The organism is Crinalium epipsammum PCC 9333, from assembly GCF_000317495.1.
Classification (GTDB): domain Bacteria; phylum Cyanobacteriota; class Cyanobacteriia; order Cyanobacteriales; family PCC-9333; genus Crinalium; species Crinalium epipsammum.
Genome location: NC_019753.1, coordinates 4,580,280 through 4,605,110 on the forward strand (window position 1 = coordinate 4,580,280; position 24,831 = coordinate 4,605,110).

Genomic DNA, 24,831 nt, shown 5'->3' on the forward strand with positions numbered 1-24,831 from the left:
CTGAAAAAATTAATTCTTTTGGCTGTTGCAATTGCTCGCATTTTTCATTTTTACTCAAAATCAAAATGCGACATAAGTTGAAGTAGACCTAAGCCTAATTCTTTAACAGAGAGCGATCGCGTTTCAAACAAAGCAATCATATCCTTTGGTTGAGGATTACCACGCGCCGCCCCCGTAAGTCCTTTAGCAATAATTAAACCGCAATAGCCTTGAGTTTTCTTGCAACGCTGATCCCACTTCTTCTTAGCAACAAGATGTAGCGCATCATCTTGACTAAACTCGCCAAACAGATACATATTGCCATTTTCTGCTTGGAGAATTCCTAAATCATAATTCTCATCTGCGAAGGGATCTTCTCCTGGGTTAAAGCAAATTCCTTTTAATCCACCATCAGCTTTGATTTGTTCAATTAACGCTTTTCCTTTGGGGAGAGTAGTTTGAATTAATACTACAGGCATACCTTCACCTGCTTCTTTGACATCTTGATGCTGATAGTAATCAACACTCTTTCTTAAAGATGCCATTTTTTCCCAAGGTATTATATCCAAACTTTTTAAGGCATCTTTAGGTACTACATCTTCTCGCAAAGGTACTGAAAGATCTTCATCGTCGTCGTCGTCATCATCATCGTAATCTTCATCATCAAATTCGGCAGATTCCATCATCTGTAATAGTTCTGCCTCAAACTCAGGTAACGTTGACACCTGTATAGATATAGTTTCCTGAGATCCAGTTTCTTCTGGTAAGGTGATGCGTAAACGCTTGTTAATTTTGGGCAAAGTTTCGGCTGAAAGTTGCCGTGCAGATCCTTGGACAAACTTTTGTAAAGCTTCTATTGCCACATAAAGTGCGATCGCTTCTTCTTCATACAAAAATGGTCGCATTCCCTCAAAGGGATTAATTGTGCCAAAATTTGGTTGGATTTCGGAAACTGGCAGATCGGCATAATCAATTTCCTCATCATCTGCATCCTCATCCTCACTTAAGCTTTCAAAAGTGATAAACAAACAATCTTGCCCTAAGAAAGCTTCTTCCATCTGTTCAAAAGATTCTTCTGCGATCGCCGCAGCACGAAAACGCTTGAGAGAATCCAAGGAACGGTAAAACAAAAGTCCGTACTCCATCCCCATCATCCCCATCACTGCGACATACAGCGTCTCGATGTCCCACTGATTGAGGGTAATTGAGATAATTTGATGATCTGCTAAAACTTCCCAAGGTGCTGCTTCCCAAATTTGGTAAGATTTTTCCATCAATAGATCCGCATATTTAGGCGGAATCTTAGGCGGTCTACCACTAGCCATCTGTTGAAACCCCCGAAACAATTCATCAATCAGGGGTAATTCTGGGGCGTATTCAACAGCAATATCTAAATCTTGAAGTACTCCGCGCAGATAAAATTGAATTTCGCGATCGCGGACTACAATTTTCTGAGGTCGTGCTGGAGTAGCAGGACTTTGAGGATGTTCCATTGCTTTAAGCAAAGTCCGCACGATCGCTTCTGGTCCCATTTCCGATGGCACAACTTCCATCCCACGCACAACGCCTTCCACCCCATCCACCCAGACAATACACTCGCCACCGCGATTGTCTTCAAAATCATCATCTGTCAACCCTGATATTGGACGGCGATCGCCTTCCCACACACTAGGGGTTTGGTGTAAGTTACTGAGCCGACGACGGGTAGACTGATTCAAAGCAGACATATACTTACTTAAAATAATAAAAAAATGAGGGAGGCGAGTTATAAATTAAATACACATCTTCAACAATACAATCTCAAGGTCTTTAAGCCGATAGCTAAGATTAGACATCTCCAGAAATTCAAGGTGCGATACCTCTCACCCTTGTAGAGATGTGCCAGGGCGCGTCTAAACATTCGCTACTTAGGTCTCATTTCTATGGTAAGGGTTTCAACCAGTTAACATAGATAGTAAGGAAGTTTGATTAAATCGGGTTCACACCCTGCAAGCTTAGAATCCCGATCAACTTTAAGCAGTGAACAGGCAAACTTAAAGAATCTATAGTAAACAGCCATTAGGAGTAGTAGCATCAATGACACAAGCAACCCAAAAGCCTCAAGTAGGCATCAGGATGACCGAAGCTGCACTGAAGCACGTTCTTGCCTTGCGGGATCAACAAGGCAAAGATTTATGCTTGCGGGTAGGTGTACGCCAAGGTGGTTGTTCTGGGATGTCCTACATGATGGATTTCCAAGATCCTGACCAAATTCGTGAAGACGATGATATTTCTGACTACGACGGCTTTAAAATCGTCTGCGATCCCAAGAGTATGTTATATCTCTATGGTTTGGTGCTGGACTACAGCAATGCCATGATTGGTGGTGGTTTTCAGTTCACAAATCCTAATGCGGCTCAAAGCTGCGGTTGTGGTAAGTCTTTTGGTGTTTAAGGTTTTTAGCACACAACCATTAGTAAAATAAAACCTTTGTGGGGGCGGGCTAATGTTGCCTGCCTTTATTGCGTTCCCGATCAATTCTTACCTATAGTTTTTAAATGACCGAGCAAGTTAATTCTCTTTTCGACACTGGTATTGAACGTTACAAAGCAGGTGAAGGCACAGATACCTTGATTCCCCTGTTCCAAGACATTTGCAATCAAGCTCCTAAAATGGCTGCTGCTTGGACTTGTCTTGCTTGGTTATATATGTTGAGCGCTCAACCAACACAGGCATACAAAGCGGCTCAAAAAGGGCTTAAATTAGACGCAAGCGATCCTCAAGTGAGGATTAATTATGCTATGACTATGCTGGAAACTGGTCAAGCTGGTGTTCGGCAACACATTGAAGTTATTCAACAAATGATCGCCAACAGTAGCGAATTAAAAGAGCAAGTTCGAGAAACTCTTGATGAAGGTTTAACCAGAAAACCTGATTGGAAAAGTTTAAATAAGGTGAAAAATTGGCTGTTTGATAGCTAAAAAGTGTCTTACCCCACCCCAACCCTCCCCTTAGTAAGGGGAGGGAGCCAATTTTTTTACTTCCCTTATCAAGGGACGGGAGCGATAAATTTCTTACTTCCCCCCCTTTATAAGGGGGGACTGAGGGGGGTATAGTTTTGATTTTTGCAATAAATTTAATATACTCCCGCTAAATATAATAAAAGTTTCATTTCCTGATTGTGCTGACGATTCTCTAAGTAGTAATTAGATACCCTAGTAATAAAGTGCGATCGCATCGGCTTAACTGTCACCTAACCCAACAGCTAAATCCTATATATATTAAGGTTTTCTATGTTGTTCCCTAAAACACCTTTGATCGGTCTAACAGCAGACCAATTTCGTCACCCTCTAGATTTGGAAGCAACTAAAAGCTTAAAACAGCTACCAGGAATGGATTTGCTAGTGCGAAATTTACTGGGGCCAGTTGCAGAACAATTTTTTTATTTGAATAATATTGCCGCTAGTGTACAGGTGGGTGAACAACAACTGCCACATATACATAAATTGCTGGTGGAAGCTTGCCAAATTTTGGATATAGAACCGCCTCAGTTATATGTACACCAGCATTCCATACCTAACGCTTATACATTTGCGATGCGAGGTAAGCAACCTTTTGTTGTCTTGCACACATCTTTAATAGATCTACTAACGCCAGAAGAAATTCAGGCTGTAATTGCCCATGAATTAGGACACCTCAAGTGCGATCATGGGGTTTATCTAACTCTGGCAAATATTATGGTATTAGCTGCGGGTCAAATTCCTTCTTGGGGAGGTGCGATCGCGCAAGGATTACAAGCACAAATATTAGAGTGGGTGCGTTGTGCAGAATTTACTTGCGATCGCGCGGCACTTTTAGCCATTCAAGACCCCAAAATTATTATCTCACTGTTAATGAAACTTGCTGGTGGTTCACCAACTTTAGCACCTCAACTAAACGTCGATGCTTTCTTAGCACAAGCTAGAGCATACGATGATATTAGTAACACTCAGTTAGGTGAACTACTCAAATCTGCCCAAACTGCCCAACTCACTCATCCAGTACCAGTACTAAGGGCAAAAGAGATCGATCGCTGGGCAAGTAGTCAAATTTATCAGTCCTTGCGAGAATTGGGTAACATAGGTTATAATCAGAAAAGTGAACCCAAGGGCGGGTGGCGAAATTGGTAGACGCATCAGACTCAAAATCTGACGGCAGCGATGTCATGAGAGTTCGATTCTCTCCCTGCCCATTGAAAAACTTAAGCTAAATAACAAATTATCTCATCCTTATGATGAGATAATTTGTTATGATCAAGAGATAAATTTGCCTAAATCTTGTTAATACCCGCTATAGCTTTTAAGCAACACGACGTAGGACTACCACAGATCTACCTGTAACTGGTACAGCTTTATTCCCTTTGTAACTAGACCCGTTTTGGACGAAGTGGGGTTCTTTCGTATCAATTACAACAGTCCATTCCCTGTTTTGTAAAACCACTGGTAACGTAAACTCAATTAATTCCCAATGAGCATTAAAAAATAGCAGGAAACTTTCATCCATGATTCGTTGACCTTGGGGACCACGTCTGGGAATTTCCTCTCCATTCAAGAACAGCCCAATTGCTTTGGAATATCCCACATCCCATTGCTCTTCAGCCATTTCATTGCCATTGGGGTCAAACCAGCCAATGTCGTTGACGGTTTTACCATAGATAGGTTTGCCTTGAAACCACTTGCGTCGCTTGAAGACAGGATGTTTGCGACGGAAAAATATTAACTCACGAGTAAAATCTAAAAGCTCCGCTTTTAGTTCTGGAAATTCCCAATTCAGCCAAGAAACTTCATTATCTTGACAGTAGCCATTATTATTGCCGTTGTGGGTAAGTTCCATTTCGTCCCCAGATACCAGCATGGGTACGCCTTGAGATAAAAACAGCGTTACCAAAAAGTTGCGTTTTTGTTGTTCCCGTAAAGCTATAATTCCTGGATCATCGGTTTGCCCTTCTGCACCACAATTCCACGAACGGTTGTGGCTATCGCCATCATTGTTATTTTCCCCATTCGCTTCGTTGTGCTTTTCGTTATAACTAACTAAATCGTAAAGGGAAAAGCCATCGTGGGCAGTGATGAAGTTGATACTGGCATAAGGACTGCGCCCATTAGTTTGATACAAGTCGGCACTACCTGTAAAACGGTAGGCAAATTCTCCTAGTGTTTGATCTGCACCACGCCAAAAATCTCGTACAGTGTCGCGATACCTGCCATTCCACTCTGACCAAAGTAAGGGGAAGTTACCAACTTGATAACCGCCTGTTCCTACATCCCAAGGTTCGGCAATTAATTTCACATCAGCGAGTACAGGATCTTGGTGGATAATATCAAAGAAGGCAGAAAGATTATCTACATCATATAGTTCCCGCGCTAGTGCTGATGCTAGGTCAAAACGGAAGCCATCAACGTGCATTTCTAATACCCAATAACGCAAGCTATCCATGATTAGCTTTAAAACTTGCGGATGGCGCACGTTCAAGGAATTACCGCAGCCTGTGAAATCCATATAGTAACGGCAATCACCTTCTACCAAGCGATAGTAAGCGGCATTATCAATACCCCGCAGTGATAAGGTAGGACCTTTATGATTGCCTTCCCCTGTGTGGTTGTAAACTACATCTAGGATTACCTCAATTCCAGCATTGTGCAAGGTTTTCACCATCTTCTTAAACTCCTGTACCTGACCCCCAGGAGTTTTATCGGCGCTGTAGCCAGAGTAAGGAGCTAAGTAATTAATGGAATCGTAACCCCAGTAATTCTTCAATCCTTTATCAACAAGATGCCCTGGATATGCTAAGTAGTGATGTACTGGCATCAGTTCTACTGCTGTAATTCCCAGCATTTGCAGATGAGAGATCGAAGCAGGATGTGCGAGTCCTGCATAAGTACCACGCAACTCTTCTGGCATATTATGTTGCAGTTTACTGAAGCCTTTAACGTGCAATTCATAAATAATTGTTTCGTGGGAAGGAGTCCGTAGTAGTCGATCATATTCCCAATCAAATGATTCATCAATTACTATTGCTTTCGGCATTAAATGGGCGCTATCACTTTCACTGAAAGATAAATCTTCATTTGGATCTTCCCAAGAGTAGCCAAATAGTTCTGAACCGTTGCCGACATCACCATCAATCGCTTTGGCGTAGGGGTCAATTAGCAGTTTGTTGGGGTTGAAACGATGACCGTTAGCTGGATCGTAGGGACCATGAACTCGAAATCCATAGCGTTGTCCAGGTGTTACTCCTGGTACATAACCATGCCAAACACGATTATCTACTTCTGTTAGAGAGAGGCGTGTTTCTTTACCGTCTTTGTCAAATAAACAAACTTCTACACCAGTAGCATTTTCACTGAACAAAGCAAAATTTGTACCTTTACCATCCCAATATGAACCCAAGGGATAGACATTTCCAGGCCAGACTTCTAAGTGCATAAATATTGGATTGAATTGACGAAAAACAATAATTAATGGCGAGCAATTTATCCAGGTTTCAATGAAATTTGGATAAATCAATTAACATCGCTATGAATTAAAATTAATGTAATGGTTAAAAATCTATTTGGCTTCTATCCCAAGGGAGGAAGGAAGTAAATCTAAAGTATTAAATAATACGTGCGGATTAATATATTAAAAAAATTTTAATAACTATGATTATTTTAGTATAAAATAATGCTTATTTAGAATAAAAATCCCCAGTTTGAATCTGGGGATACAGAAATAATTTGATTTAAGCGATCGCACTACAGCTTAAAGAACACAACCGCCAGAGGTGGTAAAGTGATATTGATAGAATATGGTCGCCCGTGACAAGCAATTTCGTCTGCTTGTACTCCACCCAAGTTTCCTAAACCACTACCGCCATATTCAGTAGCATCACTGTTGAGTAATTCTTGCCAATTACCACTTGCAGGAACACCAATTCGGTAGTTGTAACGGGGTAAGGGAGTAAAGTTACAAACTACTAATACAGTTCCTACAGGATTGGGGTTCCACTGTTGAGGTTCTAATTGAGTTGGTGATACTTCACCTTTAACTCCTGATACTTGAATGCTACTTTTACGAAGTAGACTGATCACACTGTTTTGGGAATCGTTACAATCAATCCATTCAAACCCAGCAGGATGACAATCTAGTTCGTGCAGTGCTAATTCTTGAGCATAAACTCGGTTGAGATCGGCAACCCATTTTTGTAATCCTGAATGCTGAGGATTTTCTAATAAATGCCAGTCTAAGCTGGTGTCGTGGTTCCACTCTCGCCATTGAGCAAATTCGCCACCCATAAATAGTAGCTTTTTACCAGCTTGAGCGTACATATAGCCAAATAGCGATCGCAAATTAGCGAATTTTTGCCAGTAATCTCCTGGCATTTTGTCAATTAGTGACCCTTTACCATGTACTACTTCATCATGGGACAATGGCATCACAAAGTTTTCGTTGTAAGCATACATCATCCTAAAAGTCAAGTTATTATGATGATATCTGCGGTGGATCGGATCTTCACTCAGGTAATTAAGAGAGTCGTGCATCCAACCCATATCCCATTTAAAACCAAAACCTAACCCACCGAGATAAGTTGGGCGAGATACCATTGACCAAGAAGTGGATTCTTCAGCAATAGTCATAACATCGGGGAAGCGGTGATATACTGCTTGATTGAAACGACGGAGAAATGCGATCGCTTCTAAGTTTTCATTACCGCCGTGATGATTTGGTATCCATTCCCCATGTTTGCGGGAGTAGTCGAGGTAAAGCATGGAAGCAACTGCATCCACGCGCAACCCGTCAATGTGACATTTATCTAACCAGAAAAAGGCACTACTAATTAAGAAACTGCTAACTTCGTGCCGTCCGTAGTTAAAAATAGAACTACTCCAATCTGGATGATATCCTTGACGCGGATCGGAATGTTCATAAAGGTGTGTTCCGTCAAAATATCCGATTCCGTGTTCATCTGTAGGGAAGTGAGAAGGAACCCAATCTAAAATTACCCCAATGTCGTGTTGGTGCAAGTAATCCACCAAATACATACAATCTTGGGGAGTTCCATAGCGACTGGTAGGCGCAAAATAACCTGTTGTTTGATAACCCCAAGAACCATAGAATGGATGTTCTGTAATTGGCATCAATTCTACGTGGGTATAACCCATCTTTTGGATATATTCAGTTAGTTTGGGCGCAAGTTCTCGATAGGATAAAGAACGATTTCCGTCTTCAGGAACCCGCATCCAAGAACCTAAATGCAGTTCGTAGATGGAAATAGGAGCATTTAAAGTATTGTGTTGATGGCGTTTTGCCATCCATTCGGAGTCATTCCAGGTGTATTCACTATCCCAAACTACTGAGGCAGTTTTAGGTGGAAGTTCGTAAGCTTTCGCCAGGGGGTCGGCTTTTTCTACTTCGTAACCGTTATGACCAACGATGTGATATTTGTAGATATTGCCGTTAGTAATCCCAGGAATAAAGCCTTCCCAAATGCCGGAATTTTCTTTGAGTTTTAGGGGGTGGCTATCTTTATTCCAGCCGTTAAAGTCACCTTTTACAGATACATAAACGGCGTTTGGAGCCCAAACAGCAAAGTAGGTTCCTGCAACGCCGTTGTGTGTGATTGGGTGAGAACCTAGTTTTTCGTAGAGGTTGAAGTGTGACCCTTCGTTGAAGAGGTAAAGGTCATCGTTGGTGATTAATGTGATATCGTTGGTGATTGTTGATGTTGCAATCATAAGTTTATTTTCTGAGTGTTTAAGGTTGTGAGGGGAACGCAGATGAAAGCAGATGCACGCAGATGAACGCAGATGTAGTTGATGATTAAATTGCTTTGTGTCCAGTGGTGATGATGATGGATTTGTGCGATGTCTACGACGGGCTACGCCTACGCACAATTTATTAGATAATTAAACTGCTTGCAGTTATCTCATCTGTGTAAATCTCTTGCTACCCTGCGCTCAACCTACGCTTACATCTGCGTTTATCTGCGTTCATCTGCGGTTAAAATCTCTTAATGCAAAAATTCCAAGAGTTCTAAAATCCTCTCTAGTGGAATTCTTGCCCATTCAGGACGGTTATTAAGTTCATAACCTAACTCGTAAACGGCTTTTTCCAATACATACGCATCCAACAAGACTTGTAATTCTTGGTGAGATTGAGGTAAAAAGGCAGCATTCTCTGCGGTTTCTAAATAACTCTTCAGGAAAGCTGTACTTACACAAGCAAACCAAAACTGCGCCCATTGTTCCATTTCGGTAAGGCTTTCTGGACGAATCATCCCACTTTCTACTTCATTACGCAGCGCAACAGTTACAGCATAATTAAATGATTGCAGCATTCCAGCGACATCGCGTAATGGCGATCGCTTCATCCTTCTTTCACTTATTGTACGTGCGGGTTCTCCCTCAAAATCAATAATGATGAAGTCTTTACCCGTGTATAAAACTTGCCCTAAATGGTAGTCGCCATGACAACGAGTACGCATTCCGGTAATTTTGAGATCCACAATTGCTCGGAAGCGTTCCATCAATATCTCTTGACGGTTGAGGAGAGTCTGTGCTAGTGGTTGCGTATCTGCTGGCAGATGTGGTAGTTGCTTTTTGAGTAATATTAGAACTCGCCCCGCCAAGTTCCTCATGTATTGATATATTGAGCGTTGGTAAAATGAGGTAAACGGTTCTGGGGCAAAATCAGGATTTTCTGGATCTGAGGCGAAAGCTATATGCAATTCTGCTGTGCGTTGACCTAAAATTGCACTATTAGCTAGATAAGAACCCATTAGTTCGTGAGCTAATTCTGGAATTTCTGCTACTGCATGAGATCCAAATAGGTGTGTTGGTAGTTCTACGTCACTAATATCAAGCTGCTTAACCATCACTTGCTCGAAATAGTTCCGCAGACTATCTAGGGTAAAAGCCCAAGCATCTCTAGTGTCAGGGACAAATTTATGAATGATGCCGATGGAAATCGGTTGCTTGCCTTGACTTTTATATTCTAAAGCTCCCGCAACTGGTGCAAAGTGTACAGGTAAGGGTAATGTTCCGGCGTTAGTCTTTTCTGTTAAAAAGCGTCCAATTTCTAAATCTGGGTTGATGCCTTCCTCGATTTTACGGAAGAATTTGAGAATAAATTGGTCGCCATAGATAGCTGATGTATTACTTTGTTCTCCTTTTAATAGATGCGGTTGAAGTTGTGAAAAATTAATTTCTCCTTTGCTTAATCCATCAGTCGAACTTGCTAATAATTCACCAACCTCACCTTTATAACGCTGTGATTTAGCGCAAGCTTCTAATGGGAAGTTTAAGAAGTCTTTTTCCGCTACAGCATCAAACAACATCCCAATTTCATTTGTTGCTTGAATTCTAATTTGAGCAACTACTTGATCGTTAGGAATGTTGCGGGAACTGCTTTGATGTTCACCATCTTGATGTTCCTGTTGAGAACCGCTAACACTAACGTAGGCAAGGGGCAGGACATAATTTTCTGGTAGCCCTTCTGTGTAATCTAGGTGGAGAAAAGTAATAAAAGCTTGAGTATCTCGGTAAGATACTGGAATTACTTCGGTAATTTCTACGGTTTGAATTGTTCTTGCTTTACCGCCAAACCAACGACGATTTTGCAGATAATTAGGTAAAACTGAGGCTAGTGTTGCTCTTGATTCTTTATCAAAAATATTCTGCCAGTTGTCTCTAACTGCTATAGTTGGCAGTTGTGCTTGTGGTTGTCCATATCGCAGATCTACATCTTGCAGTTGTAGGGTAAACCAGTAGAAGGCGTGAGGCGCAAGACTGAGGAAATAAGGCGATTCACCAATAGCTGGAAACTCTGTACGACCAAAAATTTCTACAGGTTTTGCACCTTTAAATGCCGATAGATCTAATTCTACACCTTGCACAAACCTGGACAAATTCGTAACTACCAGAATATGTTCTCCCTGATAGGTGCGTAAGAAGGCTAATACTTTGCGGTTTTCTGGATAAAGGAATTCAAATGTACCGCGCCCAAATGCTTGATAACGTTCTCTTGTAGCAATTAAACGTTTCATCGACCACCAGAGAGAGTTAGTATTTGCTCTTTGTGCTTCGACGTTAATTGCTTCGTAGTGGTATTCGGGGTCAAAAATTGTTGGTAAGAACAGTTTTTGGGGGTTAGCGCGACTAAAACCAGCGTTGCGATCGCCACTCCATTGCATCGGGGTTCTCACACCGTTGCGATCGCCTAAATAAATATTATCCCCCATGCCAATCTCATCGCCGTAATAAATTACCGGAGTTCCAGGTAAAGACAGCAACAAACTATTCATTAACTCAATCCGACGGCGGTTATTCCCCATCAATGGTGCTAACCTGCGACGAATACCCAAATTTAATCTTGCGTCTCTATCTTCTGCATAGACGCGATACATATAATCTCGGTCTTCATCCGTAACCATTTCTAGAGTTAATTCATCATGGTTACGCAGGAATAACGCCCATTGACAGTTATCGGGAATTTGGGGAGTTTGTTGCAAAATATCAATAATTGGGAAGCTATCTTCCATTTGCAATCCCATGAATAAGCGCGGCATCAAGGGAAAATGAAAGTTCATGTGACATTCATCCCCATCACCGTAATATTGCACCGCGTCTTCAGGCCATTGATTTGCCTCGGCTAACAACATCCGGTCAGGATATTTGGCATCTACCTGTTGGCGTAGTTGCTTGAGGAAATGGTGAGTTTCCGCTAAGTTTTCGCAGTTAGTTCCTTCTCTTTCATATAGATAAGGTACTGCATCCATGCGTAGCCCATCTACGCCCATCGCCAACCAAAAATCTAGTACTTCAAAGACAGCTTGTTGGACTTCTGGATTGTCGTAATTTAAATCTGGTTGGTGAGAGTAGAAGCGATGCCAATAATACGCTTTAGCTACTCCATCCCAAGTCCAGTTAGAATGCTCAAAATCTTGGAAAATAACCCGCACACCAGGGTATTTCTCTGGTGTATCACTCCAAACGTAAAAATCTCGTTCTGTACTACCTGGAGGGGCTTTCCGCGCCCTTTGGAACCAAGGATGCTGATCGGAAGTATGGTTAACAATTAACTCGATGATTACCCGAATGTTGCGTTTATGGGCAGCATCGACAAAATCTTGAAAATCTTCTAAATTCCCGTAAATCGGGTTAACGCTGGTGTAATCAGCAATATCATAGCCATCATCTTTGAGGGGACTGGGGAAGAAAGGCAACAACCAAATTGCTGTTACACCTAAATCTTTGATGTAATCTAACTTTTCTGTTAACCCCTGAAAATCGCCAATACCGTCACCATTGCTATCAGCGAAGGCGCGGACAGGTACTTCATAAATGATGGCATCTTTAAACCACAGGGGATCGGTGTTTGATGTAATTGGCATTTTTTCTACAGTTTTATGCTTTTAACAAAGGCGGAAGGCAGGAAGTTTAGTTTTTCCAATAAAAAAGCTATTACACCACTGGATGCAAGCTTGTATATGCCTAATTTTCCGTTATCCAAAATTTTTTACCTTGTAATTGTAAGTAGTGAGGAGGTGCGATCGCTTCTCACTATTGGTGTAGATCCTATTTCTTGTCATCAAACTATGAAGTATTACCAAAAACCGATGAAAACCTTATCTCTCTGGCTATCTTTCCTGGGATCTTCTCTAATATTGAGTTTGACTACATCCTGTGCTAGTAACGTCCTCAGTCAGGTAAAAACTGAAACTTTAAATTCTCAAAATCAGCAAATAGCTAAAACAGTAACTCCAGAAAATCATCAAAAAGATAGAAGTAAATCTAGTTCTACTAAACAATCTTGGGTAACACTTCTGCCTGGAGATGAAGAGTACGAAGTGAAATTTGCCAAAGATGGTAGCTTATCCCATCAAGGAAAATTTTAATATCCAAAATTCCAGTTAGCTACAGCAGTGATGGATCGGTATTTTATGCTACTAATATCATTCTTTCTAACCCTTCCCAATCTGGCAACTTTCATTTCTTCCAAGCTTGTGACACACAAGGTTTATGTTGGGCTTTATATTTAATTGATAAAAATCAAGGTAAAGTATATAGAACTTCTGCTGGTAAATATGGCTCTTCCCAATGGGTACAATGGTCTAAAGATGAGCGATATGCTATTTTAGCAGACCAAAATGAAGGTTATTCCAGAATGTATGCGATCAATCTAAAAACAGGTGACTCTAAATCAGTTGATATCGGTTCGCGGGCGATTGATTTAAAAAGTTTTTCCTGGCTTGATAGTAGAAAATTTAAAGTTAAAATTATTAATCATCCTGCTTGCGTTGATTGCAAACCAGATAAAAGTAAATCATACTGGTTTAATGGCAACATTACAAATATCCGTAATAAATAGTTAAAAAAGACATAATTTTAATATTTCCCTTTGCGTCCTTTGCGTTTCCCTTTGCGCCCTTTGCGTTAAAAAAATCTAGCAACTAAAAAAAGTAGATTGAAATGTCAAAAAAGATAATTAAGTTTGATTGGAGCTAAAAAATAGTTAAATTAATCCAACTTCTCGATCTATTTCTTTTTTCTCCCTTGCGCCAGTAGTGCGGGCATCTTGCCCGCGTGTTGCTTTGCGTAAATTTTAATAACTATTTAAATAAGAGACAACCATAAATACTCTTGAGTTACTCTAGCATTAACACGCTTACTGGCTAACTGTTGTTGTATGCGTTTCAGCCTATCAAATCTGTTAACGGTGAAATTAGCCATTTGTAAAACAGTCTTCATTTTATCTTCACTTAGATTGGTTAAATTCATTTTTTGTTGTAAGGCATCTTTACCATATTTCCAGGCAAGCTCTTCTAGACTCATACCATTAAAATTGGAAAGCTGCTCATTAATTTGTTTAACAACTTCATTTTCAAGATAAGGGACAACAAACTCTTCAAACAGCTTTTTATACCAACTATCATTGGTACTCAATTTAATTTGAGAATGGGTAACGTTTAACTTATTCTCAATTACTTGTACAGATAGTTCTTCAACAAAGCTACCAGCAACAGTCATCCAGGGAGTATATACTTTTCCGAGAATTGGTGCTTCACTGAGCAACTTTCTAAACTGAACTTCCACATCGCCTTTAACTGCAAATCCTCCATCCTGAAAAGAAAAGACTAAATTAGTTAAATTGATTTTTTCTGATTCCGTATCTCTAATGATTCCTGTATATCGCTGTATATAAGTAGTGAGGGGTTGACTTAAATAAGATTCGGCAATGCCAAATTCAAGAGATTTAGTAGTAGGATTAGTTTGGAATTGAATTTTATTGGAATCTAATTGTGGGATTTTCATGTTTTTGTAGCCAGTACTAGCAATATTAAATTAGTTTTTACTAGAATTAGTCAAAATATTATTGTTCACACTACTTCATTAAAATGAGTTTTGTTTAAAACAATAGATAGTTGACGCAATCGTTCGCTAACTTCTAAATTTGATTCTTTAGGCTTCAAGCTATCAGGTATTTCCGCTAAAAGGCTTGGGTTTTCTTGTAACCATTCATTAAGGGCAACGCCATTCCAAGTACCTTCTTTATCTCTAAAACTATCCACTAACCCTTTGAGTTCTTGAAGGCAATATGACTCAAAACCAGCAGATTCAAAAATAGCATAACGCAAATATTCTTCAAAAGCATTAATATCATTTTCAATTTCAAAAATTACCGCGTCTTGCGGAGTTCTGATTTGATTAGAAACATCTATTGTAATTTTCGTCGCTGCCCCTAAAAGTTGTGTTGCTACTCCTGATACTCCTAAAACTGTTTGCCGAACCTCTGGGTTAAAAAGTAAATCCGAACCATATTTAACATATTTTTTAAGAACTTGAAAAGCAGGTTCTTCACCATTATAATAATTGTCAACAATTTCGATATCTACGCCAAGACTTTCTATGATTCTATTACGGGTTTCACTTTTAACTGGGCCACGAATTAAGACTTCTGCTACTGGACGTGCAAAGCGTAAAAACAACACGCTTAAACTATTTTCTAACTTAGATAAAAAATAATCTTCAGAATTGGCAATCAATCTTTCTTTTACTTGCTTGCTGCCCCACAATAAACTTGTCATGTATTGGACTAAATTCAAGGCTTCGTCTTTTAATTCCAGAGCAAGTTGTCGGGCAATAGAAGATAAAAGCTTGCTAATATCGCTGTACAAGTCTTCACGCCAAGCATAATTTACCTTCATGCCGTCAAACTCAGGATATGAGTTAGCATTAAAAATAATATCTTTTTTTCTAAATGTTTCCTCTCTGAGCTTTTGCATCTCACTGGCGACTGTTTGGAGGTAACGTTCTTTAAATTTTTCTATGCTAGTTGAAGAATTAGTATTTAAATTATCTAAAGGTTTATTGACAACAGAGGATTCATAAAAATTTTGCAAATCGGCTTTAATCTGTTCCCATTTGCTTTTCCACCATTCTGTAAATGAAATGCGCCGTTTTTCTTCTTCAAAACGCTTGGCTTCTTCAGGATTTTCGGGATATCGTTTACCAACTAAATAATAAATTTCTTCAGAGCTACTGATGATTTTATTAATAGAAGTTTCACATCTTTTTTTTAACACAGCTACTCGTTCCGTATTAATATAGTTAAATATCCGATTTTTTATTTCTGGAATTCCAGTGCCATCTTTATTTAAAGTTTGTTCATCAGTGATTCCAGTTAATCTTTTCAACTGAGCTTGGATATTACTTGCGTCCCCAATCTCTAACTTAGTTTGTTCTCCAGCTAAATTATTTAAAATTAGATAGGCTCCGGCTGAACCATGTACAATGCGATCGCGTGGAAGTTTTGCACGCTTGAACCAGTCTTGAGACGCTTCCTCAATATGGGTACTGACTGCTTCTGGGCTACCTAATGAATCAATCCGACTTAAGAAAACAAAAGCTTGTCAGCAACAGTGACATTTTTATCACCAAGTTCTGTGAATTTGATGATTTCTAACTCTTTTTCTCTGAGGCTAGTAAAACGCTGTACCAAGATCACCGCGTCACAGTCTGAAAGCATTTCTCGTGCTTCGTCAACGTGCTTTGCTAAACCTGAATCTAAACCTGGAACATCATAAAAAACAATGCCTTCAGCTTGAGCAAGTTTATTAGTATAAAGCCTAGCCTCTAAAACAGCGTGAGCATATTTTTCATCTGCAACATATTTCTTTAATGGTTCTCTAATATCTTCTAATCTAGTAAATGGAAAAGTCAGATTACCTTCTCTTCTTACCTGTTGTAAGGTTATTTCATTTACTCGTATAGTATTAATGTCTTCTTTCGCCCCTGCTTTCTCAAGTTCGTTTAGTAATTTGTTAAACTCTTCTTCCGTTCTTGCTTGTACTTCAAGTCTTTGTTCAGACTCATTTTCAACTGAATAAATTTGGGTAGTTGTAAATGTACATCTTCCCCCCTTTGCTGGAAGTAAATCGCATTCTAACCAAGCATTAATAAAGGTGCTTTTTCCAGCTTTCTCTAACCCCACAACAGCGATGCGAAATTCCCGCTTTCTGAGTCTCTCAAGCTGGCGACGGGTTGGTTCTGCTTCTTGTAAAAGTATTTCTTTTAAGCGAGGAAGAACTTCGGCTTGGGGTAGCATAGCCAAATTAACCGCGTGTCGCTGCACGTTTAAAGCATCGCTAAGACGAGCTTCATAGTAAGAAGATGCTGTTTTCCAATCCATTTTTATGTTTCTTAAACGCGGTTAAAGTTTTCTAAACCAGATACAGAGAGATATTCAAGACAGGCTAATTCCTTAACAGTCCCCCCGTTAGGTGGTAGATTGCTTTTTAAAATATATGGGACTTTCTCCCCAATCATTTTTTTCCCATTATCAATTCCAATTCTGATGTAAACTTCTCTTTGTTCACTTACAGTTGCAATATCCTCATCTGTTAGTTCTAAATTTTGCTTATTTGAGTCAGCAGTACATAATAAATACGAAGCATTATCTATGAGATTTGTTAGCACATTAACGCTTAACTTTTTATTATTTACGAAATTACGGGCTATAGATGCTGGAACGACAAGACATAAATCAACAGAAATTGGAGGGGAAATAGGTTGCTCTTTTATTCCTTCAAGGTTCGGGTTTGTTTTTTGCTGCTGGTTTTTCTCAAGATTTTGCTTGTACCAAAATAATCCAACGAATGTAAAAGCTGCTGCTACAAAAATCCACTCCATATTTTCTCCTTGAAAATTTATTATCCATTTTGCAGGTGTTGATATTGGATTATTTATCAATATTGTATCTACTAAGTTATTAATGATTTCTTTGTCTTCGTCTTTGTCAGCATTAGATCTTATTCCAAAATAATCACATATTTCCCTCGTTTTTTCTTGATTGAAAGATTGTTCTTCACAAAATATTATCTGAATAATCTTATATAAAAGACCTTTTTGCCTCCCTTTTATTTGAGGATATATATTATTAATAACTTGCTCGTATAGGTTTTTTGAGTTATCATTTGCCATTAGATTTTAATGCTCCTCTTTTAAGAAGGTTCCTAAGCCAGAAAATTCTTTTGCTAAATCTTGAGCTTTTTGCTGCATAGGTAGCCAGACATTTTTTTCTTTTTCGTTGCTTATGATAATTTCTTGATTTGCTTTATCAAGTCTTTCCTCATAACGGTCAATAACATCATTCTGGATTTTGTCTACATTTTTTTTTAGACAATCAATTTGCTTTAATAACCATTTAGTTATTTCCTTAATGATTTCTACCTCTGCATCTTCAGCCTGTAATATCCAGTTTTCAAGTAAATTTCCTAAACTAGGGATCAAACCATTATCACTAGGTCTTGGAGTATAGTCAATGTATTTCTTTTTCTCCACTACACCTTCGAGTATAAAGTCATTGAAAAATCCTTTAACCGTACCACCAAGCCAGTCCCAACCAGATTTTCCTTGAGTATTTCTCCGGTGTGCTTCTTGTATCGTAATCTGGCTTTGATTTGTTCCGTATCCCGTATCTAGAGTTTCTTTTTTTTCCAAGTAAGTTCCTTTTGTAATAGTAAATCCCGCTCTAAACTGAAATTTAAATTCAAGTTTATCCTCAACTTTACTAAGTTGGGAGTCAGGAAATTTGATTGCCATATTAGATGCCCTCTCATTTGTTCCCTCTTCAAGATAAGACAAGTGGCAACTAAACAATTCAGATACGGACTGATAAATCCTGTTTAATTCTTGGGTACATATTTGCTGTAACACATCATTTATAACAATGTTTAGGTGTAAAGCTAGTTCATTTAGTTCTTCATTGAGTTGTTTAAGTTTCTCTTTCTCTGCATCTGTTCTTGCTTCCCTTGTTTCACCGCTTTTCGCAACAGAAGCTGTGTAACCTAAATTAATTAAACGATTTAAGTTCCTTGCCAGTAAATTTACTTGTATAACATTTGCTCGTTTAAAATTTAGATTGTCTAAGTCTACTCTTCCAGTTTCTAAAGACTTTGCTACAGCTTCTAATATTTGCTTAAGTCCTTTTTTTAATTCACTAGACCACCCAAAAAGTGGGTATAATTTTTCTTTTAAATCGTTATATGGTTTAACGCCCTGGAGTTCCGTAATTATCTCTCTGATATAATTTACAGGATCATCATCTGACGTTTCTGCGAGAACTTGTTTAATTTTTGTTTCTAGTTTTTCAAAAGGCTTTTTTAAATTTCTATCACTAATTTCTAAAAAACTTGTCAGTGCAGACTTAATATGCGATATTTTTTCGCATTCCTCTTGATAGCGTTCTTCTGAACTATTCAGAATGGCTGTTGTTGTTTGTAAAGCCCATTCCGTTATCGCATTTCCAGCAGTAATATTAAAATCTTCGATAATTTGTGGAATAACTAATTGTGGAAAATTTTGAGTAATATGGTTTTTTAAATTTTGCTGAAATTCTTCTCCATAAGATTTTTTCCATAAGGCTTCAGCAACTCTCTTTCTGTCATGTCTATTCCATTTTTGTGTGTTACGTGGCAAGTCTTGTAATATATCTTTAATTAATCCATTAAAATGGCTGTCGGCTTTTGTACACGCTTCAACACTATAAATCTCATCATTGTTTTGTATCTGAAGGGATAATAGAGCAGGCCATGTACTAAGTTTTACTACCTGTAAATTTTCAATCTCTTCTGTGTATTCCCTTAATTGGTCAGTTAATTCAGTCTTAATACTTTTTATTGATTTTTCAACAAAACGGTTTTCTGGGTCTGGCCAATCTCCATCTGCCCTAAAAACATCAATTTTATTTAGAACAAAAAGCATACGTGCAGGAGATCCACCTAAATCTTTAACCTGCTGTACAACTTCTTGTAACAAACTTTTCACTTTTTGTGAATCTGTTTCAGAACTGTTGTACGTTACTATACACAAAGCTTCTCGACATTGTTTAATAATATTTGCATTCCCTTCATCACCTACATACGCTAAACCAGGTAAATCGAGAATTCTTACTCTTGTTCCTTCTGGCAGTTCTAGCTGAGATTCCTTTAAAAGCCTAAAAGGGTAAAAAATTGTAGATTGTGGGCAGGCTAAATTTGGTTGTGTTTCTCTATTGTCGATATAACTTATCATCACGCCTTTTAAGCGTTCATAAATTTTCTCTTCTGTAATACCTTGCCATTCCCCGCACTCCCACAATGATCCTGGTGTTTCATGGATGATGAGAGACTTTTCCTTACTGTACTCAATAGTGACTGCCCCAGCACTCATTTCACTTACGGCTACAGGAACAATTTCTGCTCCACAGAGCAAATTTACGAGAGTACTTTTGCCGCTACTGGTAGTTCCTGTAGTCGCAAGAGTCAAAGTTGGATTACGAAGTTCATCACCAAGCTTGGTTAGCGCCTCCTCTAATTTACCAGAGAGTTCTTGCATCTCAGGCTGATATGTATCCGGTAAATGCTGAGATATTTCTGTAGAAAAATTTTTCCAGCATTTATCAAGGAGTTTTGCCTTAACTTCTACATCTTCAAATATTTTGTATATTTTCTTACTCATTTGTTTAATATTGCCCTTGATATTAACAAGATTGTCTTTTATATGTGGGAATACATCACACTTGCTTTAAATTACTTTACATTTATTTTGAAAAAAGTATAGCCTGTTTCATAATAAAAGCCTGCGTAGGCAGGCTTTGTCTGTATGGTTCCCCACCCTTGAGGGTGTGGAAATTTGAAAGAATGAAACTTTGGGGCTAAGGTAAGAATTTCTAGCGAATAGGATTAACCTTGAGAATATGAGCAGGCATAACAAAAGGATTCAATTCCACATAATTATGCTCACCCCAAGTATAGTAAGCATCAGTCAGCAAATCATGCACTTGATAAGACTGATAAGGATTCAAACCTAACAAATGCAACTGTAAACTTACTACACCAGATTGAGTATTGTAGGGATCAAGGTTGACAACTACAATAATCACATCACTAAAATTATCCGTTTGTTTGCTGTAACAAATTATTTGCTCATTACTCGTGTTATGAAATTTTAGTGATTTGTTACTTTGCAAAGCTTGATGTTCTCGGCGAATTTTATTCACCTGTTTAATCAAATGCTTAATAGTATAAGGGCTATCTAAATCCCACTCACGAATTTGATATTTTTCAGAGTTAAGATATTCTTCACTTCCCTCTTTTACAGGTCTATTTTCGCACACTTCATAAGCTGGCCCATAAATACCATAATTTGCTGCTAAAGTAGCGGCTAAGGCTAACCGAATCATAAAGGCAGGTCTGCCGCCGTGTTGTAGGTATTCGTGTAAAATATCTGGTGTATTGGGCCAAACATTCGGACGGAAAATCTCATAAGCTGGATAAGAAGTTAATTCTTCAAAATATGTGGTAAGTTGCCACTTAGTATTATGCCAAGTAAAGTATGTATAAGATTGACTAAAACCTACTTTAGCTAAACGATACATAACTTTGGGGCGGGTGAATGCTTCTGCTAAGAAAAGCACATGAGGATAATCTCGCTTGACTTCCCCAATCATCCATTCCCAAAAGGGAAAAGCTTTAGTATGAGGATTATCTACCCTAAATATTTTTACTCCCTTATCAATCCAAAATAAAACAACGCTTTTTAGTTCTTCCCAAAGATTTTGCCAGTCTTCTGTTTCAAAGTTGATGGGATAAATATCTTGATATTTTTTAGGGGGGTTTTCGGCATACTGAATTGTGCCATCAGGACGATGCAAAAACCATTCGGGATGCTCTTTTACATAAGGATGATCTGGGGAGCATTGATAAGCTAAATCTAAAGCAATTTCCATGCCATAATCAGCAGCTTTGGCAACAAATTCTTCAAAGTCTGTAATATTGCCTAAATCTGGATGAATTGCTTTATGTCCACCTGCTTCTGAACCTATTCCCCAAGGTACTCCTACATCGTCTGGTTCAGGGGTAGTTGTGTTATTTTTCCCTTTACGAAATTGAAATCCAATAGGGTGAATAGGTGGTAAATAAAGGACATCAAATCCTAAGTCTGCAATATAAGGTAATCTTGCTTGTGCGTCTTTAAAAGTACCGTGTTTTCCTGGTTCGCCACAGGAACGGGGAAACAGTTCATACCAAGTGCTGAAACTTGCTCTTTCTCGGTCTACAACAATGGCTAATTCTTTGTCGTAAGTAGTTGCATATTTTCTGTCAGGATACTTGTTCATTAATGCCAACAAGTCTGGTGACAGAATTTTTTGCTCTAAAATCACAGCATCTTCTTGTTGTATAGAACGTAAAGTTGCTGCCCAGGTTTTTAGCTGTACACTATCATTACCTGTAGCGCGATCGCTCGCTTCTTCAACAAATTGCGCTCCAATAAGTATATCTACAGATACATCTTGCCCTGCTGCAATTTTCTTAGCTATCCCCCGCCGCCAAGAGATAAAATGGTCAACCCAAGCAAGTACCGTGTAGACGTAACGCCCAAGTTCAGAAACTGTGAATGATGCTTGCCAACGGTCATTAACAATCGGGGTAAGTAATACTTCTGACCACTCATAAGAGGTTTCAGGACGGTATTGCACAACGCCATTAACAACGTCGTGACCGTCTGCAAATATATCCACTTCTACGCGGACTTCTTCTCCTACTGTCCGCTTAATGGGAAAACGACCGCCATCAATTTCTGGCGAGATACCTTCTATTTGAACTCGTCGGCGACCTTCTGCTGGCAGCATTTGGGATATTTCCTTTTTTTAATGATTTAGCTGACGACAGTTACCAGATAAATATTTCCTGTTGACTGTTAACTGTTCACACCTGTAAATTAAACCTGTGAATATCGGCTAATAAATCAGTCTGAAGGGTTAACCGACCAGAAAAGGAAAATAAGTTTTTAAGTATTGAGTGCGGGCGCAATATATTTGGGTATATTTGCTTGAGAATTTTAGCTATTGAGTTTATAATCTAGAGCGATCGCACTTAGCTTATCTGTTCTGCAACACAGGCAAAACCTTCTCCCCAAAAGCCTCAATAAACTGTTGTTGCTCTCGGTTAACGTTGTGCAATATAAGCTCACTGAATCCCATTTCCAGATCTTTTTGCAACCACTCAATATGCTCTTGAGGTTCTGAGGATATACGAACTGGCCCATCTAACTCATCTGGTTTGACAAATTCTCCAGCCGCCTCAAACTGAGCAGGCATTTGTAGTTCTGCCAGTAACGCACTCTTAAACACATTATTACGCCATTGTTCATACGCTCCCTGTCGGGCGGTTGCTTCATCTGCTGCGTAGGAAATCTGCACTTTGAGAATCATCGGTTTACCCTCTCCTCCACCGCGATGAAAAGCATCGACAACTTTCTGGAGTTGTTCAGGAGGGCGAGAAACAGTAATTAGTCCATCTGCCCAACTACCTAACCACTCCGCCGTTTTAGCTGTAACTGCTGCGCCAATAATTAAAGGTGGCGTTTCGGGAAGGGTATACAGCTTTGCTTCTTCTACTGAAACCAAACCGTGATGATTAACTGTTTCCCCCCTCCATAAAGCACGAATAATTTCAACGCACTCTTTTAAGCGGGCGTTGCGTTCTTGTTTGAGCGGCCATTTATCTCCAGTAATATGTTCGTTAAGTGCTTGTCCGCTTCCGACAGTCAGCCAAAAGCGGTTGGGGAACATTTCGGCTAAGGTGGCAGCAGCTTGAGCAATAATTGCCGGGTGGTATCGCTGTCCTGGCGCACAGACAACCCGAAAGGGAAGCTGAGTTGCTTGCATCGCAGCACCTAACCAAGACCACGCAAAGCCACTCTGTCCTTGCTGTTCACTCCAAGGGTGGAAGTGGTCGGAGGAAAGGGCTGCTGTAAATCCAGCTTGTTCAGCCATCTGGACATATTTGACCAATTCACTCGGCTTAAATTGTTCGTGTGAAGCGTGATAACCAATTTTTGCCATGACTGTTGATAATATTTTTAACTGTTACGTTGAGTGCGATCGCACTTTTAACTAATTGCTGTTTCCGCCTCTAACTTAGGGAATAAACTTGATAGCAACAACACCATCTAAGTATGTGGGTGAAATTAAACGTTACCTGCGATGGCTGGGACTGGGGACTGGGGACTGGTAATTGGGGAAATCAATATACGTTTATTTATGCCCACCCACTTAAGTTCATCACCACAATCATAAATAAAGATCTTTAACTTAAGTTATAAAAGCGAGGTACTTGTCGCCTCGCTCTTATATTTTTATGCTAATAATTTTAGACTACTAACGCCAAGTCCGATTTCCGTTCTCATCCACTCGTGCTTGTCTGATTACATCGGATATTTCTTCAGCATCTTTTACATGGTGCAATGCTTTCTGTTCACCATCTGGTTCATCTACAACGAAGTATGTAGGGACTGTGATTTGGTCGCCTGTGATGTCAGGAGAATCTACCGCTACCTGCTTGGATTTCTCTTCTACTGTTTCAGGTTGCTCGGAAATTCTATCTCCAGGGTTTGCTGTTAATTTTCTTTCCTTAGCAGTTGGCTCGTCTTTACTATGCCAATCTACGCTTACTGGTTGTTTAATTTCATTTTCATTTTGATTATTCATGGTTATTCTTTTATTTTTTCACAACTTCAACTTAATGAACTTAGTTTATAAAAAAGCATCAAATAAATTATCCTTCATAGGAAGGAGTTTGCATCAAATTACTCAATTAATTGTATAAATATGCCATAACGCTCATCAAATTTTGATAGTTCTCCTCTACTTGATATATTTTTATTTTTTTAAAATATGTCTGAAGACAGATAAAATATGAAATTAATTTATTCAAACGTTACATCTTCATAAAGTGCTGCCAAGCTGACCTCAAATTTAACACTTTCGAGTTTGAAATATTCCTCTTTGGGTGTATAAGATTGCAATACCCACAACCCTTCACTATTGCGACGGAAGCATTCTACTCGCTGGCGCTTGGTATTAATTAAGACGTATTCTTGCAGGGTGGGAATTACTTGATAATCCGAGAATTTATCGCCTCGGTCAAATGCTTCTGTAGAATCAGATAAAACTTCGATGATTAAACAGGGAAATCTTTTATAGTTTGGGGTTTCTTTATCTCGTTGGTCGCAAGTCACCATCACATCAGGATAGTAAAAGCGATTGAGAGATTGGATTCACGCTTTCATCTGGAACATATAGACGCGATTGCTTGAACTTCGCAGATAGTTGCGTAACTCAACAGCCAAGTTTCCGCCAATAGTAACATGGGGGTCGCTTGCCCCTGCCATAGCATACACTTGTCCATCAATGTATTCGTGTTTAGTAGGGCTTTGTTCCTCTAGTTTGAGGTATGTTTCTGGAGTGAGGTAAGGTTGTTCAGGAGAGGCAACCATAAGTTAAAGCCTTAAGGATTGAGTGATAAGCTAAGAC

At 39.2% G+C, this 24,831-nt stretch carries 15 protein-coding genes, 1 tRNA gene and 2 pseudogenes; 6 read left to right on the forward strand and 12 right to left on the reverse strand.

Features of this window, described 5'->3' with window-relative positions; translation table 11 throughout:
• Positions 1-50 precede the first annotated feature (50 nt).
• Positions 51-1,706: a DUF6930 domain-containing protein gene (locus tag CRI9333_RS19880; protein WP_015204959.1), complete on the reverse strand. Its 1,656-nt coding sequence runs from the start codon at positions 1,704-1,706 to the stop codon at positions 51-53.
• 349 nt (positions 1,707-2,055) lie between these two features.
• Here CRI9333_RS19880 and CRI9333_RS19885 point away from each other — a divergent pair, with 349 nt between their 5' ends.
• The 4 genes from CRI9333_RS19885 (at position 2,056) to CRI9333_RS19895 (ending at position 4,189) form a co-directional block, all read left to right on the forward strand.
• Entirely contained in the window at positions 2,056-2,412 is a 357-nt protein-coding gene (locus CRI9333_RS19885; protein ID WP_015204960.1) for a HesB/IscA family protein, read from the forward strand.
• Positions 2,413-2,516: 104 nt separating this feature from the next.
• Positions 2,517-2,939, forward strand: coding sequence for a tetratricopeptide repeat protein (locus CRI9333_RS19890; protein WP_015204961.1), 423 nt, complete (start codon positions 2,517-2,519; stop codon positions 2,937-2,939).
• A gap of 312 nt (positions 2,940-3,251) precedes the next feature.
• Positions 3,252-4,127, forward strand: a complete 876-nt coding sequence (locus CRI9333_RS25890; protein ID WP_015204962.1) for a M48 family metallopeptidase — start codon at positions 3,252-3,254, stop codon at positions 4,125-4,127.
• A tRNA-Leu gene (locus tag CRI9333_RS19895) sits at positions 4,106-4,189 on the forward strand. The genes CRI9333_RS25890 and CRI9333_RS19895 overlap by 22 nt, the downstream gene beginning before the upstream one ends.
• A gap of 107 nt (positions 4,190-4,296) precedes the next feature.
• Here CRI9333_RS19895 and glgX read toward each other — a convergent pair.
• The 3 genes from glgX to treS all read right to left on the reverse strand — a co-directional run bounded on the left by glgX (position 4,297) and on the right by treS (position 12,367).
• The gene (gene glgX / locus CRI9333_RS19900; RefSeq protein WP_015204963.1) at positions 4,297-6,423 is read right to left on the reverse strand and encodes a glycogen debranching protein GlgX; all 2,127 of its coding nucleotides are present in this window, start codon (positions 6,421-6,423) and stop codon (positions 4,297-4,299) included.
• Between the two features lie 308 nt (positions 6,424-6,731).
• Complete coding sequence (gene glgB / locus CRI9333_RS19905) at positions 6,732-8,711, reverse strand: 1,4-alpha-glucan branching protein GlgB (RefSeq protein WP_015204964.1); 1,980 nt, start codon at positions 8,709-8,711, stop codon at positions 6,732-6,734.
• Between the two features lie 275 nt (positions 8,712-8,986).
• A complete protein-coding gene (gene treS / locus CRI9333_RS19910; RefSeq protein WP_015204965.1) occupies positions 8,987-12,367 on the reverse strand; it encodes a maltose alpha-D-glucosyltransferase in 3,381 nt (1,126 codons plus the stop codon).
• Positions 12,368-12,382: 15 nt separating this feature from the next.
• On the opposite strand from treS, the gene CRI9333_RS19915 reads away from it, so the two are divergent.
• Positions 12,383-12,871: a hypothetical protein gene (locus tag CRI9333_RS19915; protein ID WP_015204966.1), complete on the forward strand. Its 489-nt coding sequence runs from the start codon at positions 12,383-12,385 to the stop codon at positions 12,869-12,871.
• Between the two features lie 269 nt (positions 12,872-13,140).
• On the forward strand, positions 13,141-13,344 hold the full coding sequence (locus CRI9333_RS19920; RefSeq protein ID WP_015204967.1) for a hypothetical protein: 204 nt from the start codon (positions 13,141-13,143) through the stop codon (positions 13,342-13,344).
• 245 nt (positions 13,345-13,589) lie between these two features.
• On the opposite strand, the gene CRI9333_RS19925 is transcribed toward CRI9333_RS19920, so the two are convergent.
• From CRI9333_RS19925 to CRI9333_RS19960, 8 genes and pseudogenes are all read right to left on the reverse strand, one after another.
• Positions 13,590-14,288 (reverse strand): hypothetical protein, encoded by a 699-nt coding sequence (locus CRI9333_RS19925; RefSeq protein WP_015204968.1) that lies wholly within the window; start codon positions 14,286-14,288, stop codon positions 13,590-13,592.
• 65 nt (positions 14,289-14,353) lie between these two features.
• Positions 14,354-16,665 (reverse strand): annotated as a pseudogene (locus CRI9333_RS28415) (dynamin family protein).
• An 11-nt stretch (positions 16,666-16,676) separates the two neighbouring features.
• Positions 16,677-17,456: a hypothetical protein gene (locus tag CRI9333_RS19935; protein WP_015204969.1), complete on the reverse strand. Its 780-nt coding sequence runs from the start codon at positions 17,454-17,456 to the stop codon at positions 16,677-16,679.
• Positions 17,457-17,462: 6 nt separating this feature from the next.
• A complete protein-coding gene (locus CRI9333_RS19940; protein ID WP_015204970.1) occupies positions 17,463-19,973 on the reverse strand; it encodes a dynamin family protein in 2,511 nt (836 codons plus the stop codon).
• A gap of 211 nt (positions 19,974-20,184) precedes the next feature.
• On the reverse strand, positions 20,185-22,146 hold the full coding sequence (locus CRI9333_RS19945; protein WP_015204971.1) for an alpha-1,4-glucan--maltose-1-phosphate maltosyltransferase: 1,962 nt from the start codon (positions 22,144-22,146) through the stop codon (positions 20,185-20,187).
• A gap of 249 nt (positions 22,147-22,395) precedes the next feature.
• A complete protein-coding gene (locus CRI9333_RS19950; RefSeq protein ID WP_015204972.1) occupies positions 22,396-23,361 on the reverse strand; it encodes a TIGR03885 family FMN-dependent LLM class oxidoreductase in 966 nt (321 codons plus the stop codon).
• Between the two features lie 315 nt (positions 23,362-23,676).
• Positions 23,677-24,006 (reverse strand): hypothetical protein, encoded by a 330-nt coding sequence (locus tag CRI9333_RS19955; protein ID WP_015204973.1) that lies wholly within the window; start codon positions 24,004-24,006, stop codon positions 23,677-23,679.
• Positions 24,007-24,224: 218 nt separating this feature from the next.
• A pseudogene (locus CRI9333_RS19960) lies at positions 24,225-24,794 on the reverse strand (Uma2 family endonuclease).
• Between the last annotated feature and the right edge of the window lie 37 nt (positions 24,795-24,831).

Coding starts and splice junctions, on each gene's coding strand:
- CRI9333_RS19935 (WP_015204969.1), bottom strand. CDS start 17,456: ATGGCAAATGATAACTCAAAAAACCTATACGAGCAAGTTATTAATAAT.
- glgX (WP_015204963.1), bottom strand. CDS start 6,423: ATGCACTTAGAAGTCTGGCCTGGAAATGTCTATCCCTTGGGTTCATAT.
- CRI9333_RS19950 (WP_015204972.1), bottom strand. CDS start 23,361: ATGGCAAAAATTGGTTATCACGCTTCACACGAACAATTTAAGCCGAGT.
- CRI9333_RS19945 (WP_015204971.1), bottom strand. CDS start 22,146: ATGCTGCCAGCAGAAGGTCGCCGACGAGTTCAAATAGAAGGTATCTCG.
- CRI9333_RS19915 (WP_015204966.1), top strand. CDS start 12,383: ATGCTTTTAACAAAGGCGGAAGGCAGGAAGTTTAGTTTTTCCAATAAA.
- CRI9333_RS19940 (WP_015204970.1), bottom strand. CDS start 19,973: ATGAGTAAGAAAATATACAAAATATTTGAAGATGTAGAAGTTAAGGCA.
- treS (WP_015204965.1), bottom strand. CDS start 12,367: ATGCCAATTACATCAAACACCGATCCCCTGTGGTTTAAAGATGCCATC.
- CRI9333_RS19885 (WP_015204960.1), top strand. CDS start 2,056: ATGACACAAGCAACCCAAAAGCCTCAAGTAGGCATCAGGATGACCGAA.
- CRI9333_RS19890 (WP_015204961.1), top strand. CDS start 2,517: ATGACCGAGCAAGTTAATTCTCTTTTCGACACTGGTATTGAACGTTAC.
- CRI9333_RS19920 (WP_015204967.1), top strand. CDS start 13,141: ATGTATGCGATCAATCTAAAAACAGGTGACTCTAAATCAGTTGATATC.
- CRI9333_RS19955 (WP_015204973.1), bottom strand. CDS start 24,006: ATGAATAATCAAAATGAAAATGAAATTAAACAACCAGTAAGCGTAGAT.
- CRI9333_RS19925 (WP_015204968.1), bottom strand. CDS start 14,288: ATGAAAATCCCACAATTAGATTCCAATAAAATTCAATTCCAAACTAAT.
- CRI9333_RS19880 (WP_015204959.1), bottom strand. CDS start 1,706: ATGTCTGCTTTGAATCAGTCTACCCGTCGTCGGCTCAGTAACTTACAC.
- CRI9333_RS25890 (WP_015204962.1), top strand. CDS start 3,252: ATGTTGTTCCCTAAAACACCTTTGATCGGTCTAACAGCAGACCAATTT.
- glgB (WP_015204964.1), bottom strand. CDS start 8,711: ATGATTGCAACATCAACAATCACCAACGATATCACATTAATCACCAAC.